At 71.0% G+C, this 17,370-nt stretch carries 8 protein-coding genes and 2 pseudogenes; 5 read left to right on the forward strand and 5 right to left on the reverse strand.

Annotated features, from left to right (window positions below; genetic code table 11):
* Positions 1 to 989 precede the first annotated feature (989 nt).
* A complete protein-coding gene (locus tag JHN45_RS23845) occupies positions 990 to 1,460 on the reverse strand; it encodes a hypothetical protein (RefSeq protein WP_201050556.1) in 471 nt (156 codons plus the stop codon).
* A 976-nt stretch (positions 1,461 to 2,436) separates the two neighbouring features.
* On the opposite strand from JHN45_RS23845, the gene JHN45_RS23850 reads away from it, so the two are divergent.
* Positions 2,437 to 3,168: a hypothetical protein gene (locus tag JHN45_RS23850; RefSeq protein WP_201050557.1), complete on the forward strand. Its 732-nt coding sequence runs from the start codon at positions 2,437 to 2,439 to the stop codon at positions 3,166 to 3,168.
* Between the two features lie 487 nt (positions 3,169 to 3,655).
* Here the strand turns inward: JHN45_RS23850 and JHN45_RS23855 are convergent.
* From JHN45_RS23855 to JHN45_RS23865, 3 genes and pseudogenes are all read right to left on the reverse strand, one after another.
* A pseudogene (locus tag JHN45_RS23855) lies at positions 3,656 to 4,301 on the reverse strand (transposase); the annotation flags it as partial.
* A gap of 4 nt (positions 4,302 to 4,305) precedes the next feature.
* Positions 4,306 to 4,672: pseudogene (locus tag JHN45_RS23860) on the reverse strand (response regulator transcription factor); the annotation flags it as partial.
* A 344-nt stretch (positions 4,673 to 5,016) separates the two neighbouring features.
* Positions 5,017 to 6,225, reverse strand: coding sequence for a sensor histidine kinase (locus JHN45_RS23865; RefSeq protein WP_307783173.1), 1,209 nt, complete (start codon positions 6,223 to 6,225; stop codon positions 5,017 to 5,019).
* 379 nt (positions 6,226 to 6,604) lie between these two features.
* Here JHN45_RS23865 and JHN45_RS23870 point away from each other — a divergent pair, with 379 nt between their 5' ends.
* The 4 genes from JHN45_RS23870 to JHN45_RS23885 all read left to right on the forward strand — a co-directional run bounded on the left by JHN45_RS23870 (position 6,605) and on the right by JHN45_RS23885 (position 16,297).
* Positions 6,605 to 10,000 carry a S8 family serine peptidase gene (locus JHN45_RS23870; RefSeq protein ID WP_307783174.1) on the forward strand — a complete coding sequence of 1,132 codons (3,396 nt, stop codon included), beginning with the start codon at positions 6,605 to 6,607 and terminating at the stop codon, positions 9,998 to 10,000.
* A gap of 169 nt (positions 10,001 to 10,169) precedes the next feature.
* Positions 10,170 to 13,901, forward strand: coding sequence for a hypothetical protein (locus tag JHN45_RS23875; RefSeq protein WP_201050559.1), 3,732 nt, complete (start codon positions 10,170 to 10,172; stop codon positions 13,899 to 13,901).
* 123 nt (positions 13,902 to 14,024) lie between these two features.
* The gene (locus JHN45_RS23880; protein WP_201050560.1) at positions 14,025 to 15,455 is read left to right on the forward strand and encodes a polysaccharide deacetylase family protein; all 1,431 of its coding nucleotides are present in this window, start codon (positions 14,025 to 14,027) and stop codon (positions 15,453 to 15,455) included.
* Positions 15,456 to 15,577: 122 nt separating this feature from the next.
* Positions 15,578 to 16,297 carry a response regulator transcription factor gene (locus JHN45_RS23885; protein ID WP_307783175.1) on the forward strand — a complete coding sequence of 240 codons (720 nt, stop codon included), beginning with the start codon at positions 15,578 to 15,580 and terminating at the stop codon, positions 16,295 to 16,297.
* Between the two features lie 17 nt (positions 16,298 to 16,314).
* On the opposite strand, the gene JHN45_RS23890 is transcribed toward JHN45_RS23885, so the two are convergent.
* A complete protein-coding gene (locus JHN45_RS23890) occupies positions 16,315 to 17,202 on the reverse strand; it encodes a hypothetical protein (protein WP_201050562.1) in 888 nt (295 codons plus the stop codon).
* Positions 17,203 to 17,370 lie beyond the last annotated feature (168 nt).

Here is a 17,370-nt window from a genome sequence, read left to right on the forward strand (position 1 = left end):
CCGCCAGTACGGTCGTTTGCAATCTCCATCCCCCGTCGGTGGAGGAAATGGCCGCCCACCCCCGCCCCTTCGCCCCTTCGCCCCTGTGGAGGAACCCGCTGCCGCATGACGGCGTCAGTGCCGCGCTCGTTGAGCAGCGCCTGCGGAGCAAGGGATGAGCCTCCAGGAACCCGCTCGGGTCCTGGAGGCTTCGTCGTCGCGGACCCGCCGACCACCGCAGGCGCGGCGTAAGCGCTCGTTGCTGAGATGCCCAACACCTTCGCCCCGATCACCCGCAAGCGCTCGTTTCCCAGACCCGGGAGGAGTAGGACACTGAGGCGTGTCACGAGGACTCGGGCGGGCACGGCGGGCCGTGCCGGCGTACATACGCAGCGAGCCCGGCGGCCTCAGCAACATCGGCGGCACCCCGCTGACCGCCTCGGTCACCGGCCTCGCCCGCATCGTCTACGAAGTCGGGCCCGACCGACGCCCAACGCGCCGCCGTCCGGCGGGCCGTGCGCCGCCTCGAGGCCGTCAGCCGCACCTACACCCCGCAGCGCGCACATCCCCGCTTCTGGCCGCCGCGCTACGACCGGCGCCTGACGGGGTGCACCGCCAAGGACGGCTGCCCGGGGTGCGCGGCGGACGACCGGCCGTCGCTGTACTTCACCGCGGGCGTCGTGGCGATGTTCATCGACCACTACGACAACCTCGCCGAGGCCGACCGCCGGCTGTGGCGGGCGACCGCGCACAGCTGGGCTGGCACCTGTACCCCGTCCCACTCCGGCACGATGGGCGGACGCATGACGACCCCGCACGGGCAGGCGACGGCTGAGCAGATGCTGCCCCACCCGACCGCCGCCCTACCGCACGGGGTACCGCGCGACAACGTAGGCCCGTCGCGCCGCGCAGCACCGGCGGCGTTCGACACGAAATCCCCGCCCCGCACGAGGCGCGGCGGGGACGGTACGCGAGTGCCCCGCCCGCCCGGGCACCGGAGTACAGGTTGGTCAGTAGGGCGGGTAGGTGCAGTTCGACTCGGAGTCGTACACCCCGTTCGCGGGGTTGCCCACCAGGTACGTGTAGGTGGCGCACGCCTCGGAGTGGATACCCGCGTCGTTGTGCCAGCCGGTGGGGCCGAAGGAAGTGGAGGGTGTCGAGGTGGAGTAGATGTTCGACACCCGCTGCAAGCCGCCGCCGGACGCGGTGTCCTGTTCCAGCCAGCCGGCACAGGTGTTGCCGCTGCGCATGCCGGAACCCGCCCAGCCCCACATCGCGGTGTCGCGGGTGCTGGGGTCGTAGTACAGGTCCGTGTAGCACTGCCCCACGACGACCTGATGCACCAGAGTCCCGCCGGGATTCGGTCCGCCGGCGTAGGCGGTGCTCGCGAGCGGACTGACCGCGATCACCGCCGCGGCGCCGCCGATGGCCAGAATGCGTCCGCTTGTCCTTCTGAGTCCTCTGAACGTGTCGGCACTCAACGTGCCACCCCCTGATCGAAAATCTGCCTTTGTGTCGATTCGTGGGGGCACAGTGGCACGGCCAGGTTCAGATGTCGTGGCTCGGCCCGGCTGCCGCGGACAGGATTTGCCGAGTAATTCCGCACGCCCGCCCAGGACTTGACACCGAGTGTCTGTACACAACATTTGGTAAAGCGGGCGCTCGATGTGATCAATACCGACGCCGACCGTCAGATCCTGCCGCTCCCCGGCGTCCGTCCGGGCGCGCCATCTGCGAGACGGCGCCGGTATCCGCTGTGCCGTCGTACCGACGGTGCCCCGCAGTCCGGGCACAACGCCGGAGCCGATCCCGGGGTTCTCGCCACCATGCGTAACACCCGCCCTCGGTCCTCACTTCCTCCACACCACCCTGTCCAGATGCGGCGCCACCGTCTTCAGCAACTCCTCCCCCTCGGCGAGTGTCGAGGAACAGGTGACGGAACGTCACCGGCGCAGTGTCCTACGTGCGTTTCGGTGAGATTGGGCTCGGCGCGGATGCCAGGCCGCGCAATGGTGTGGGTACGCTCCGCTGGTGTCCAAGAAGAAGCGGAAGCGGAAGCAGAAGCACCACTCAGTGGTCCGCGCTGTCGACGCGGGCACTGTTGTCCAGAGGCCGTTACCAGTGGCGATACCGTCCGGGACGGCTCGTCGTCGCCTGCACGTGGGTGTTGCGGTTCTGGGTGGGGCTAGTGCTGTGACCGGGAAGATTCACCGTGTCGCGACGGCTGGCCCGGCGCCTCGGCGCGTTGGTCGGACTATTGAGGTACGTGCGGTAGGAACCGTGGACCTCCGCCTTACGATGCACCGCACGGGCAGCCGACCGGGCGGCCCGCTTACGGTTGGTGACCTTCGCGCCCCGGTCCGGGCTCACACTCGCCGCCCCGCCCTCTCAGGCGGAAAAGACGGGGCATGCATTTAATCGGATGTGCGTGCGGCGCGGGGTTGTTAGGTTCGCTGTGTGGCGAAGCTGAATCAGATCATCGCAGTCGAAAAGGGCGTCAAGTCCAAGGCCCTGCAGGAGCTCACCCAGGCTCACCAGGACGTGCAGAAGCCCGCCCTGCTGGCTGGCATCTCCCGGACCTACCAGCCCAAGGACGAGGAGGGCGAGCAGCTGCCGCCCGAGTCCACGCGGGTGCAGATCAAGGCCGAGGATGCTCTGCGGGCGACCGCCGGGACGCTGACGCGGCTCTTCGACGTGACCGCGACGAAGGACTGGGCGAACCGGTCCGCGGTCGCGGACGTGGTGGTCGACGGTACGGTGCTGTTGCCCCAGGTGCCCGTCCCCTACCTGTTGTTCCTGGAGAAGCAACTCACCGACCTGCACACCTTCGTGCGCAAGTTGCCAGTGCTCGACGCCTCCGAGTCTTGGAACCTGGACCCCTCGACGGACTCGTGGAAGACGGACCCGGTGCGGACCATCCGCACGAAGAAGGTTCCGCGCAACCACGTGAAGGCCGAGGCCACGGAGAAACACCCGGCACAGGTCGAGGTGTACTACGAGGACGTCCCGGTCGGTTACTGGACCACGGTGAAGTTCTCCGGCGCGCTGCCCGCCCGGCGGGTCAATGAGCTCCTCGACCGCGTTGAGAAGCTCCAGCAGTCCGTCAAGTTCGCCCGCGAGGAGGCGAACAACACCGAGGTCACCGACCAGCGGGTCGGCGACGCGGTGTTCGGCTACCTGTTCCGGTAGCCTCCACACACGCCCTCCGTCGCGAGCGGAGGGTGCGCGATGAGCGCAAGCTGAAACTGATGTTGAAGCTGATGAAGGGGTGTCAGTTGGGGGTTCGAATCCCTCTCCCCGCACCACGTGCGGGGGTGGCCCAAGCCTGGCAGAGGCGGCCCCGTGAAACTCAGATTCTCGCTCCAGTCTCAGTATTCGCCGCCGAACACCGGATCGACCGAGCGTGGGCGAACATCGACGGATGGGGGTTCAAGTCCCCTCGGCGCCTCTCTCGTGGCGCTGTAGTTCAAAGGCAGAACACGTCGATCTCAACATGACCCGCGGTTCTTAAACGCCGCTGGTGTGCGCAAATGGGTGGCAAGCTGGAGCCCGGGAGCTGGACATGCTCCCGGGCTCCGTCACGTTCCGGCCCGCGGCCTGTGCTGTGACCGGGAAGGTTCACCGGGTTGAGTGGTCAGGCCGCGGTGGGTAGGGGTATGCCGCCCCTGCGGATGCCTCATTCGCTGCGGATGCGGGCGCGTTCGCATCGTCGGGCCGCGAGCATGTCGGGGTGACGGGCGTTCTGATTGGGCCAGCGCACGTAGGCATGCAGGGCCCGTGTCCGGACGGTGTGGTTCGGGTGGTTCGAGCTGGCCAGGGTGAACTGCCCGTAGCGGTCCGAAGTGCGCCTCGATGAGGTCGGCCCAGGACGCGTAGGTCGGGGTGAAGCACAGCTCGACTTTGTCCGGCCCGCCCACCCGCGGATTCTCCGGTTCAGGTGGGTGGAGAGGCTGTCGAGGATCACATAGATCGGGGCGCCGTCCGGGCGGGCTGCCCGGAGCGTCTTCAAGGCGGCCCAGGTGTGGTCGATGCCTTTGCGGCGCCGGTTGATCCCCCACATCTGGTCGCCGCCGACGGAGCAGCAGCCGTGAAAGCAGGTGATTCCCTGGGTGCGCCGGTAGGTGGTCGGGCTGCGACTGCTCGGCCCAGCAGGAGTCAGCGGCGGGGCGGATTCCCAGGGGCCCGAACTCGTCGAACGCGAAAGTGCGGCCCGGTCGTTCATTGATCGCATACTCAATCCGGGCGAGCTTCGCATCGAAGGCCACATCTGGGGAGTCCTTCCAGGTCTTGGTGTGCTGGAAGGAGATCCCGTGGCGGGCGAGTTGGCCGCCTGCACGAGTTCGGCGACCGGGGCGTCTTTGAGGAGGAATCCACCGGCCCCGGCGTGCCAGGCCTCGTAGACGCAGTCGTCGATGTCGAAGGTGGTCAGCATGAACACCTTGGGGCGGCGCACCACACCGGGCGGCGGGTCGAGCAGCTGGCGCGCCGCCTCCAGCCCGTCCATCTCCGGCATCCGTACGTCCATCAGCACCACGTCGGGATGCGTGCCGCGGCTGACCTCGATGCCGAGCCGGCCGTTGGACGCCTCCCCCACGACGTCGATGTCGTTCTGCGCCGACAGCAAGGCCGCGAACCCCGAACGCATCATGTCCTGGTCGTCCTGGTCGCCCAGGACGACCACCCCGACAGTCACGCACCTCTCTCCTGCCCCTGTCACCTGACGAGCTTCCAGCCTCCCCTCGCGGCAGGGGCCGCCGCCTCGGTCGAACGGCCATGAGCAACCGGCCCGGACGGGCGGGGCCTCGGCCGAACGGCGGATGACAGGACGTCACCAGTCCCCGGCGCCGGTCGGGACGTGGCCCTCTCCGCCCGGGACGACCGCAGCCCGGATCCCGCAGTCGGTGGGCCAAGCAAGGAACGAACCGCACCGTGACGCCGCGGGTCTCACCCGGCTACCGGCACCGGCCGCCGGTCTCTTTCACGGCGCCGGCGGCCGCGAGCCCGCTCCCTACGGCGTGGCAGAGCGCGCCACAAGGGTCACGACGACAGGTTCTCCATCGGCAGCGTCGCCGTGACCTCCCAGCCCCGGCGGTCGGGGCGGGGTCCGGTGCGCAGCTTGCCGCCGAGCGCGGTGACCCGTTCGGTGAGCCCGACCAGGCCGAAGCCCCCGCCGCGCGCGGCCTGGGGGAGCCAGGTGCCGCCACGGCCGTCGTCGCGCACCGTGACCTCCAGCACGCGGCCGTCGTAGGCCAGGCCGACCAGCACCTCAGTGGCGTCCGCGGCGTGCCGCCGCACGTTGGTCAGGGCCTCCTGGACGACCCGGTAGGCGGCGGCCTGCATCTCATGGGGCAACCCGTCGGGCACCGAGGGATCACGGCGCAACACGGCCTTGGGGCCGACGGGTCCGGCGAAGCCTCCCACCAGCTCGGGCAGCGCGGCCAGATCGCCCGTCGGGTTGCGGTCGGTGCCACCGGCCTCCGGTGCCTCGCGCATCAGGCCGACCGTGCGACGCATGGAGGCGAGGGCTTCGGTGGCGGAGCGTTCGACGTCCTTCAGGATCCCGTTCAGGCGCTCGGGGTCCGTCGTGGCGAGGAGCTGGGCCACCCGCGTCTGCACCAGGATCCCGGTGACGTGGTGAGCCACGAAGTCGTGCAGGTCGGCGGCCATGGCGAGGCGTTCGGTCCGCTGGGTCTCGGTGACCGCTAGACGGCGGCGGTGGTCCAGCGCGCGCAGGTACCCGCCGAGTCCGGCGACCACGGCGGCCAGCACCAGCATCGCGAACGGGTTGACTCCCGAGTCGCCGGGGGCCTGTCTGTAAGGCAGCGCCGAAATCGCGCCACCGTCCAGAACACCGCACACCGCCGCCCACCGCACGCGGTAGTCACGCACGGCGATCAGGAGCAGGCACAGCAGGATCGCGAGTTCGCCAGGGCCGGACAGCGCCTCCCCGCCGGACAGGAACACGGCAGCCGTCACAGCGCCGGAGAGGACCGCGGGCACGGCGGTGCGGACCACCGTGGTGAGCCACTCCGGCCGCCGGGCGGCGGGCCACAGGAGCGCCGCCAGGCCGATCGGAAGCACCGCCAGCTGAGGCCACCACAAACCGCCGTCGACGCCGGCCAACAGCACGTCCCCGCCTGCAGCCAACAGCAGAAGGGCGATGCCGAACGCTCTCAGAAGGCCCCGCCCACGGCTGGCCGCTGCGGGAGACGCACCGATGGCGCGCACGCTGCTCAGGAGATCCACGGCGCGACCCTAATCCCTTCACCGGCACAGCCGGGTCAGCCGAAAGGCCACCTTCCGCGACGCAGCGGGCCGCGCACACCGGCCGAATGGCCGAGATCGCGCGCGAACAGGCGTCTCCGCCGATTTTTCAGTGCCCGAGAGGGGCTACTGACCAATTCCCAGGAGACCAAGACTCGTTCACGGCCGACGGTACTGCACCACCGACGGCTCGGGGCGGCCCCAGCTCACACGCCCCCCTGTGTGGGCTGGAGCCGCCGGTGCGCCCGCCCGGACGGGCCCCATCCGCGACCATCCACACACTTGATTTACGGGGAAGCGAGACAGCACATTGCGCAACAAGCACAGCCGGACACGGAAGAAGTTGACGGCACGGGGTGCCGTGTACGGGATACCGGCCGTGGTGGCGGTGGCCGGGCTCACGGCCATCGCCGTCACCCCGGCGGCAGCGGGCTCGTCGGCGAACCTCGCGGCCTCAGAGGCGAGCGGGTCGGCCCGGGCCGGCGTCCACGTGACGCTGGTGACCGGTGACCTGGTGAGCATGGACGCCACGGGCCGGGTGACAGACGTGCGGCGCGGCAAGGGCCGCGAGCACATCGGCTTCTCGATACGGCGGTTCGCGGGCCACACCTACGTCGTCCCGCAGGACGCGACGCGGCTGCTGGACAGCGGGCGACTGGACCGTCGCCTGTTCGACATCACGCAGCTCGTCAAGGACGGCTACGACGACGCCCATCGCAAGCAGGTGCCGCTGATCGTCTCCTACCGGGGTGGCAGTGGCATCCAGGCAGGGGCCCGACGTGCCCTGGCAGCCGCCGACGCCGACGTCGAGCAGATGCTGCCCGCCGTCCGTGGCGTGGCGCTGTCCGTCGACAAGCCGGACGTCGGCGACGTTTGGCGGACGCTGACCGACCCCGTCGCCGACCACACCGCCGTGGCCGCCGCGCCCGGCATCGACCGGGTGTGGCTCGACGGACGGATCATGGTGTCCGCCCAGGACAGCGACGCGCCCGATCCCGAGGGCGGTGTCGCGCAGATCGGTGCCCCCGCGGCCTGGAAGAAGGGGTACGACGGCAAGGGCGTGAAGGTCGCCGTCCTGGACACCGGCGTCGACGCCACCCACCCTGATCTCAAGGGCAGCATCCTCAAGACCAAGGACTTCACCAGCTCAGACACCGGCTCCGACTCCGGCTCGACCGACGACAGGCAGGGCCACGGAACCCACGTCGCCTCCACCATCGTCGGCTCCGGTGCGGAAAGCCACGGCAAGTACAAGGGTGTGGCGCCCGGTGCGAAGCTGCTGGTCGGCAAGGTCATGGACGACACCGGCGTCGGATCCGACTCGTCGATCATCGCCGGGATGCAGTGGGCCGTGGCACAGGGCGCCAAAGTCGTCAGCATGAGCCTGGGCGACACCGACACCCCCGGAGTGGACCCCCTGGAGAAGGCCGTGAACACCCTGTCGGCCTCCTCCCACGCTCTGTTCGTGGTGGCCGCGGGCAACGACGGCCCCTCCGACACCACCGTCGGGACACCGGGCTCGGCCGCCTCGGCCCTGACCGTCGCCGCGGTGGACCGGCACGAAAAGGTCGCCGACTTCTCCAGCCGCGGCCCGACCACGGACGGCACGCTGAAGCCGGACATCGCCGCGCCCGGTGTCGACATCGTCGCCGCGCGGGCCGCCCACGGCAGCGAGGGCGAGGAGGTGGCGCCCGGCTACGTGAAGATGTCGGGCACCTCCATGGCCACCCCGCACGTCGCGGGCGCCGCCGCGATCCTCGCCCAGGAGCACCCGGACTGGACCGGCGAGCGGATCAAGGCCGCGCTGACCGCCTCGGCAAAGCCTCTGACCGGCACCACCGCGTACGAGGCCGGGGCGGGCCGGGTCGACCTGACCCAGGCGACCGACGCCACCGTCACCACCGAGCCGTCCTCCGTCGGCTTCGGCACCGCCGCCTGGCCGCACGACGACGACCGGCCGGCGACCAGGACGCTGACGTACCGCAACTCGGGCACGAAGCCCCTCACCCTGGACCTGACCTCCGAGGTCACCGGCCCCGGCGGCGGCAGCGCACCCGCCGGCATGTTCACGGTCTCCCCGGCCCGGCTGACCGTCCCGGCCGGCACCACCGCGCAGGCCACGGTCACCGCCGACACGCGGCTCGGCGGCGTCGACGGCGCCTACTCCGGCGCGGTGACCGCGACCGGCGGCGGGCAGAGCGTGCGCACCGCCGTGGGCGTCGTCCGCGAGGTGGAGTCGCACAAGCTGAAGTTGACCGTCACCCGCCGCGACGGCAAGCGCGACGACGCTCCTGGCGTCATCGTGGCGAACCTGGACACCGGCAAGCAGTACACGCCGTTCGACGACGGCAGGAACCATCCCGACGGCACGGTCACACTGCGGCTGCCCAAGGGCCACTACGTGGTCGACGTCCAGACCACCGACCCGCGGGGGAAGACCGCTCTACTGGTGGCGCCCCGCCTGATGCTCGACCACGACACCAGCCTCGCCCTCGACGGGCGCAGGGCCAAACCGGTCAAGATCACCGCTCTCGACCGCCGGGCCACCCCGCGCGACGCGCAGGTCCTCTTCGCGGCCCGCGGCGCCAAGCCGGCCTACGACTACGTCGGCGGGAACACCGTCGACGCGGGAGACACCGCCCTCGGCCAGATCGGCTCCGGCACTGCGGCCGGCTCCTTCGCCGCCCAGTTCGGCGGGATCTGGCAGCGCACCGCCGCCTCACCGACGTACGACCTGGTCACCACCCGTACCGGCGCCTTCTTCACCGGCCTGAACCGCACCTTCTCCTCCACCCGGGAGATGGCCCGGGTGAACATCTCCGTCGCGACCACGCTGAGCGGGGCCGACACCACGCCCCAGGTCAACTGGTCGGTCCCCGACTGGCCGCAGCTCGGCCGGGCCTCCGTCGCCCTGGAAGGCTCCCGGCGCCCGGCGCCGACCGCCTCCGTCGTGCAGTACCTGAGCACCGACCACGGACTGCGCTGGAACCTGGGCGCCGTGATCGGCAACGGCTCGCACAACGAGGACACCTTCAACTTCCTCACCGACCGCCGCTTCGAGCCGGGCCACACGTACCGGGCCACGTTCGACGGCGGTGTCCACGGGCCGGCCCTCGCGCCGGCCTCCGGAACCGGCGCCAAACGGCTCGGCGGGTTCTACTACGTGTGCGTGCCGATGTTCTCCGACGGCCCGGGCAACCTGGCCTACCTCCCCCAGGCCACCATCACCACCCGGCTCAGCTCCGGCTCCCGGGTCTTCACTTCCACCACCGACGACACCTGTCTCAGCACCTACGGCGGGCTGCCCGCCGGCCCGACGCGCTACCGGCTGTCCATCAGCACCGACCGCAGCGGGGACTACCGGACGAGCGACCACGTGGACGCGGTGTGGACCTTCACCTCCCGCGACAACGGCGAGACCAAGGGGGTCCCCTTCCCCCTCTCCGTCGTCCGCTTCCACCCGAAGCTCAGCCTGACCGACACGGCCAAGGCGGGCGCCCGCATCACGGTGCCGCTCTCGCTCCAGGGCCCGGCCGCGGCCAAGGGCCACCTCAAGTCGCTGACGGTGCGCGTGTCGTACGACGGCGGCCGTACCTGGAAGACGGCCGCCGTCCACACGGACCACGCCGGCAAGCGGTACCTGACCCTCACCCATCCGAAGAAGCCCGGCACGGTCTCCTTCCGGGCGTCCCTGACCGACACCGACGGCAACACCGCCGTCCAGACCGTCCGCACGGCGTACCGCACCGTGCGCTAGCCATCCGGACAGCTGCACGCCGTGTCTCCGGCCGTACCGGTCGGAGACACGGCGGTGTCGTGCGTCGGCCCCGTGTCCGCAGATTGGGCCGCAATTGCCTCGAATCGGCGGCCGAACGTAGGTTGGCGGCGATCATCCGGTGTGTTTGCACGTCGAAAGGTACGGCCCGGTGGGACGACGCGAAAAACCGCTGGACCCCGACGCCGGACCCGTGCAGAGGCTCGCGCACGACCTGCGTCTGCTACGCGAGAAGGCGGGAAAGCCGCCGTACCGGGAGATGGCCGAGCGGGCGGGCTACTCGACGACAGCCCTGTCCCAGGCGGCGGCCGGCGACCAGTTGCCCTCCCTCGCGCTGGTGCGGGCGTACGTCCAGGTACTGGACGCCGATCCCGACGAGTGGGAGCGGCGCTGGCGGGAGGCGGACGCGGAGGTCCGGGCACCCACGGCCGAGGAACGGGCACCGTACCGGGGCCTGGCCCGCTTCGAACCGGGCGACAAGGATCTCTTCTTCGGCCGGGACAAGCAGGTCGGAGAGCTGCTGGACCTGCTGCGCGCGCACCGGTTCGCGGTCGTGTCCGGCCCCTCCGGCAGCGGCAAGTCGTCGCTGCTGCGGGCCGGGCTGATCCCCGCTCTGCGGCAGGCGCAAGGCGCCGACCGCCCGGCGGTGATCCGGGTGCTCACCCCGGGCGAACAGCCCGCGCACACACACGAACGGGCGCTCGTCCCGAAGGACGGCGGGAACGGAGAGGACGGCGGCCTGGACACCTGGGTGATCGTCGACCAGTTCGAGGAGCTGTTCACCCTCTGCCATGACCCTGCGGAACGCCGCCGCTTCCTGGATCTGCTGCTGTCCGCTCGCGAGCCCACGAGCCGGCTGCGCGTGGCCATAGCCGTTCGCGGCGACTTCTACGGCCACTGCGGCACCCACCCGCAACTGGCGGAGGCGGCCGGCCGGGCGACCCTGCTGATCGGGCCGATGGGCCGGGAGGAACTGCGGGACGTGATCACGCGGCCCGCGACCGCCGAGGGCCTGAACGTCGAGCGCACACTGACCGCCCGCGTCATCGACGAGGTCACCGACCAGCCCGGCGCCCTGCCGATGCTCTCGCACGCCCTGCTGGAGACCTGGCGCCGGCGCCGCGGCCGCACCCTCACCCTGGCCGCGTACGAGGAGGCGGGCGGCGTGCACGGGGCGATCGCCGCCACCGCCGAACAGGTCTACGGCGACCTCGCGCCGGAGCAGGCCCGCGTCGCCCGCCGCATCCTGCTGCGGCTGATCGCCCCCGGCGACGGCGCCGCCGACACGCGCCGCCCGGCGTCCCGGGCCGAGCTGGGGCCCGACTCGCAGGACGTGCTGGAACGCCTCTCCGCCGCCCGGCTGATCACCCTGGACGGCGACACCGTCGAACTGGCCCACGAGGTGCTGATCACCGGCTGGCCCCGGCTGGCCGGCTGGATCGAGGAGAGCCGGGGACGGCTGCGCGCGCAGCGGCTGCTCGACGAGTCGGCCCGCGCCTGGGAGCAACTGGACCGGGATGCCGGAGTGCTGTACCGGGGGACGCGGCTGATCCAGGCCGAGGAGTTGTTCGACGGTTCCTCGCAGGACGACCTCGCCGAGCTGGAGCGGTCCTTCCTCGCCGCCTCGCGGGCCGCACGCGACGCCGAGCGGGAGGCCGAGGCACGGGGCACGCGTCGTACCCGGGTGCTCACCGCGGCCCTGTCCGCGTTCCTGGTGCTCGCACTGGCCGCGGGCCTGCTGGCCTGGCAGCGCGGCCGGGCGAGCGAGGAGGAGGCGGCCAAGGCGGCCGCCCGTCGCCTGGCCACGGTGGCCGACAGCCTGCGCTCCGCCGACCCCCGCACAGCCGCCCGGCTCTCGGTCGCGGCCTGGCGGCTCGCCCCGCTGACCGAGTCCCGCTCGGCCCTGCTGGAGGCCCTGGCCAGGCCGGAGCGGGACGCCTTCACCGACCCGCAGACGGGCGAGAACGTCCGGCGCTTCCTCACCGGTCAGGGTCGCTCCTTCGTCACCGTCACGGGCGGCAGGGTGACCGTGCGGAACGTGGCCGACCACCGTGTCACCGCCACCTACCATCTGCCCGCCGGTACGGAGGTCGCCGAGGGCGGCCCCGACGGTCGCTTCCTCGTGGTCAGCGGTCAGGACGGCGACCAACTGTGGAACCTGCCCTCCGGCAGGGCCGTCGCCCAGCTGGGCGACACAATCGACTGGGCACCCGACGGCAGCGCCTACGTCACCGGTCCCTCGGACGGCGCCGGCTCGGTACGCGTACAGAGGACCGGCGACGGCAAGGCGCTGTTCAGCACGAACGTGTCGCGCGGACTGACCACCTCCGCCGTCGGTCCGGGCGGCCGTCTCCTCGCCCTGTGCACGACCGGCGGCGCACCGCAGGTGTGGGACACCGTCCACGGCAGGAAGCTGCCGGGGGCCTGGGAGAAGGCACGCGGCGGCGTCTGCGGTACCGGTACGGGAGCGGACGGCGGCTCGCGGCTGCTGCGGTTCAGCGCGGACGGCCGGCGCCTGGCCGCCGCCGTGGGAAACACGTCCACGGTCTGGAACGTCTCCGGCGGGCGAGAGGTCGCCGACTTCGCCAGCGCCGGCACCACCGGCTTCACGGACGCCGTCCTTTCCCCGGACGGGGAGTTCCTGGCCACGGCCGACGACGAGGAGATCGCCGTGTGGCGGCTGGCCAACGGCGGTGGACAGGTCTTCCACCAGCCGTTGGCCGGCGCCGAGGTCAGCGATCTGGCGTGGGATCCGGACACGAGCCGCCGGACACTGCGCTATCTCGACGGCGCCACGGTCCGCACATACGACGTGAGCGATCGCCTGGACGCCCGCTGGCAGCGCACAGCGGCCGACTCGACCGCGCTCAGCCCGGACGGCACCGTCCTGGCCACCGCCACCCGCTCCGGCTCCGGCTACCGCTTCGAACTGCGCGCCACCGGCACCCGAGCCGTCCTCGCCCGCACCACGCTCGGCCCCCTCCCCACCGACGCCGGCGACGGCCCCCCGCAGCCGGCCTACAGCCCGGACGGCCGCTTTCTCGCCGTTGCCGACACCGTCTCCTCGCACGGCTCCCTGCGGCAGCGCTTCAGCGTTTGGGACGTCCGCGCGCACCGGGTCCGTACGTCGTTCGAGACATCCGGTGCGGCGGACCGCGCCGTCTACGCCCTGGCCCTCGGCCCCGGCGGCCGGACACTGCTGGCCGTCCGCTCCACCGGAACCGGCAGTGCGGCCGAGGTCTGGGACACCCGCAGCCACCGACGGACGACCCTTCTGAAGACCGTTTCCCAGGGCAGTCTCGCGCTGCGGCCCGACGGCCGGCTGCTCGCCGACTCCGCCGACCAGTACGCCGAGCTGCCGTCCGGTCGCGTGCACGGGCACGCCCTGGCCGACGGACGACAGGTCACCGCGCTGGCCTTCAGTCCCGACGGCACCCGGCTCGCCGTGGGCGACACCACCGGGCACGTGACGCTGTGGGACGGCGACCTGCGCCACCGCCTCGGCCTACTGACCGGCACCTCGGACACCGCCCCCCGCAGCGCCGCCGAGGCCGTGGGCGCGCTCGCCTTCTCCCCCGACGGCTCCACCCTCGCCGTGGGCGGCCAGTTCGGCACCCTGCGCCTGTGGGACACCGCCGGGCAGCAGCTCCTCGGCACCGACCTGCCCACCGCCGGCGACGAGATCGACACCCTCGCCTTCACCGATGACGACGCCACCCTGTACGCCGGTGGCCCGGACGTGCTGGTGCAGGGCTACCCGGTCGCTCCGGACGGCATCGTCCGCGTCCTGTGTTCCCGGGCCGGGGGCGGACCCACGCCTGCGCAGTGGCGGACGTACGTGCCCGACGTGTCGTACCGGCAGGTGTGCCCCGCGGCACGGTAAGTGACGACGGACGTGGAACGCCGGGAATTTTTTTGTTCACAGTGACTGCGACGGTCGCTGAAAAATAGCTCTGACCTGCAGGATCGGACCCCGATAAGCCCCCGATCCCAGGTTCTGGTCCTCATGCGCACACATCTCGTCATCCCCTCAGTCCTTCTGCTCGGCTCGCTCTGCGCGACGTCGGCATGCTCGTCCGAATCCTCCGGGACGGCGAGCTCGACGACCGCCGGAGCACGGCCCGGCTCGTCCTCCACGGTCTCCTCGGTGCGGTCGGTGGACCCCTCGAAGATCAAGGGCCTGCAGCTCGTCAGCGACAACAGCGAGAGCGCCTCCTGCGCGTGGGCCACCAGCTACCCGGACGTGCCCGGCGCGGGCGCGATGACCGACGCGATGAAGAAGTACGTGGAGAGGCGCCTGCAGACCTTCCGCTCCACGTGTCAGGGCGAGGACCAGCGCGAACTCAACATCAGCCACCAGTTCCTGGTCGCCTCGGGGGATGTCCTCGGCGTCCGGCTCACCACCCGGGACGGCTCCGCCGCCGGGAGCGGACTGTCCAGTGGCACGTACTGGTACGACGGGAAGGCCGGAGCGTACCGCACCCCACTCGCACTCGTCGCGGACGGTTCCAAGGACGCCTTCGTCACCGCCCTGAAGAACCAGCTCAAGAGGCGGGAGGGCACGGATGCGGACACGGTGGATGAGGCGTTCGCCGACAGGTCGAACCTCACGGCCCTCATCGACGACATGACCTTCACCGCGGACGGCGGGCTGCGGGTGGCCTTCGACCAGGGCGATGTCGGCGCCCCCGCCGCCGGCTCGTACCTCGTGACCCTCTCCAAGGCGACGGTCGACCCCTGGCTGTCCGCCTTCGGCAGGCGCGCACAGCACCAGACCGTCCAGCCGTCCCGCTCGCTCGACCTCGGGGCGACGAGCACGCCGACGGCCGCCGCGCCGACCCATGAGGCATCCGGCGACGACGACACCGACTGCAAGCGGGTCCGCTGCATCGCCCTGACCTTCGACGACGGTCCCGCCGCCCCGGAGACCGCGACCCTGCTGACCTACCTCGCGCAGTACAACGCGCGGGCCACCTTCTTCACGGTCGGCCAGAACGTGGTCGCCCACCCGGACCTCGTGCGTGCCGAGGCACGGGCCGGCAACGAGGTGGGCAACCACTCCTGGAACCACCCCGACCTCACCAAGCTCAGCTCCGAGCAGGTGGCCTACCAGCTGAACCGCACCAGCGCCGCGATCAAGGCCGCCACGGGCAAGGCCCCCACCCTCTTCCGGCCGCCCTACGGCGCCGTCAACAGCGCCGTGCGCGGGGCCACCACCCTCTCCCCGGTGCTGTGGACCCTGGACACCGAGGACTGGAAGTACCCCGACGCCACGAAGGTCGCCCAGTACGTCATCGGCACGGTGAAGCGCAACGACGTCGTCCTCATGCACGACATTCATCCCACGTCGGTCGCGGCGGTCCCCGAGATCCTTCGCACCCTCAGCGCCCGCGGCTACCACTTCGTCACCGTGAGCCATCTGCGCGCCACGATGTGACCACCGCCGAGAGATCCGCACGTCGTCGCCTCGACCCGCCCTCACGTCCTGTCATGGAGTTGTCACACCTTGTTCGCCCGCGCAACGTGCACCACGCTTCACGGAATGAAATCTTCCACGACGTGACGACGCACAGTTCCTCCAGGCCGCCGCGAGTGCTCGTCGTGGACGCCGACAGCGGTACGCGACCACTGCTGACGAGGCTGCGCGAGCTCGGCTTCGACGTGTACGCGGCCGGTCGCGGCGAGGACGCTCTCCCGGTCGGCGTCGCCGTACGCCCCGACGTCGTCATCCTCGAGGTGATCCTGCCGGACGGCGACGGCTTCGAGACCTACCGCGCCCTGCGCGGCGCCGACATCGACGCGCCTCTTCTCTTCCTCACCGCCCAGGACCGGACCGAGACCAAGGTGCGCGGGCTGATGATGGGCGCCGACGACTACGTCACCAAGCCCTTCGCGCTGGAGGAGGTGGTCGCCCGGGTCCATGTGCTGCTGCGGCGCGGGTGCGCCCTCGACTGCCGGCTGCTGCGCGCCGGGGACGTGACGCTGGATCCGGGAACTCGCGAGGTGTGGCGGGACGGCAGGGAAGTCGCCCTGTCGTGCCGCGAGTTCGACCTGCTCACCTTCCTGATGAGCAACGCCGGCCAGGTCGTCACCAAGGCGCAGATCCTCGACCGGGTCTGGCGGTCGGACTTCCACGGCGAGTCCGGCGTGGTGGAGACCTACGTCTACTACCTGCGGCGCAAGCTGGGCGACCGCGACCAGTCGCTGATCAGGACCGTACGCGGCGTCGGCTATCTGATGGCGCGGGACGCGGGTCACCGGGCGCCGTCGGCCCGGTGACCCGCGCAGGGCCGCCACTAGCAGCTGCCGGCCTTGTCACGGATGACGAAGTCCATGGCGGGGGTGCCGTCGCCGTTGACGACATCCGCGTAGGTGTCGACCCAGTAGCCGTACGACCAGATGCGGTCGTAACCGCGCCCGCGCCAGCTGTGGACCACCGTGCCGACCTCCGACTGGCCGTCGCTCCAGTTGTAGTTCTGGACGTGGAACACCGGGTTGACCCGGACGGTCCGCTTCAACGGGCGGGCGTCGATGTAGCCCTTCCGACCGTGCGCAGGGTTGACGGTGACCGTGCGGCCCAGCGTGTGGGTCTTGGACCAGGACCAGGAGTAGCTGGCACTGAAGCCGATCTCGGAGGAGAGGTTGTCCAGGAGCTTGAGGGAGAGCTTCGTGTTGACGCCGACCGATACGGAGGCACCGCGGGTGGTCGCGTAGGACTCGTTGACGGACAGGCCTGCCCCGCCGCTCCCGCAGTTGGTCACCGAGTCGTTGGAGATCTGGCGCTCCTTGTCGTACCAGGTCCAGGTGGACGACTTCGGGAACTCGCAGTTGCCGGTCACGGCCTCCCAGCCGTTCGTGAGCGCCCAGTGGGAGCCGCGCGGCGCCGTGCTGTTCAGGTACCGGGAGTCACCGCTGGCGAGGTGGTAGTACGGCGACTTCCCGTACGCCGTGCTGCTGGGCACGATCTCACCGGTGTTGATGTTGAAGACGAAGGACTTGTCGGCGCCGCTCATGTCGCCGCACATCTTGGACAGCAGGGTGTCGGTGTTGAAGGGCTCCTTGCCACGGATGTTGATGCCCGACGGCGGATTGGCGCTGGCCGCGGGGGCGGTGGCGACCACGCCCGCGACGGCGGTGACGACGGCCGCGCAGGCCGTCACGTAGCGCTTGATGGTGATGGTCACTCGTCTCTCGCTTCTGTGCCCTGAGGGTCGTGGACCGCGGGTTCCGACTGGAGGGGGGGCGTGGGTCGGGTCCCGCCGCTGCGCACCAGGAAACTGGGCGTGGCTCAAAGCGGCATCACAGCTGGATCAGAGCCTGATCAGAAACGCGGCGCGCTTGTTGTCGCGTCG

Source organism: Streptomyces sp. MBT53, assembly GCF_016654115.1.
Classification (GTDB): Bacteria; Actinomycetota; Actinomycetes; order Streptomycetales; family Streptomycetaceae; genus Streptomyces.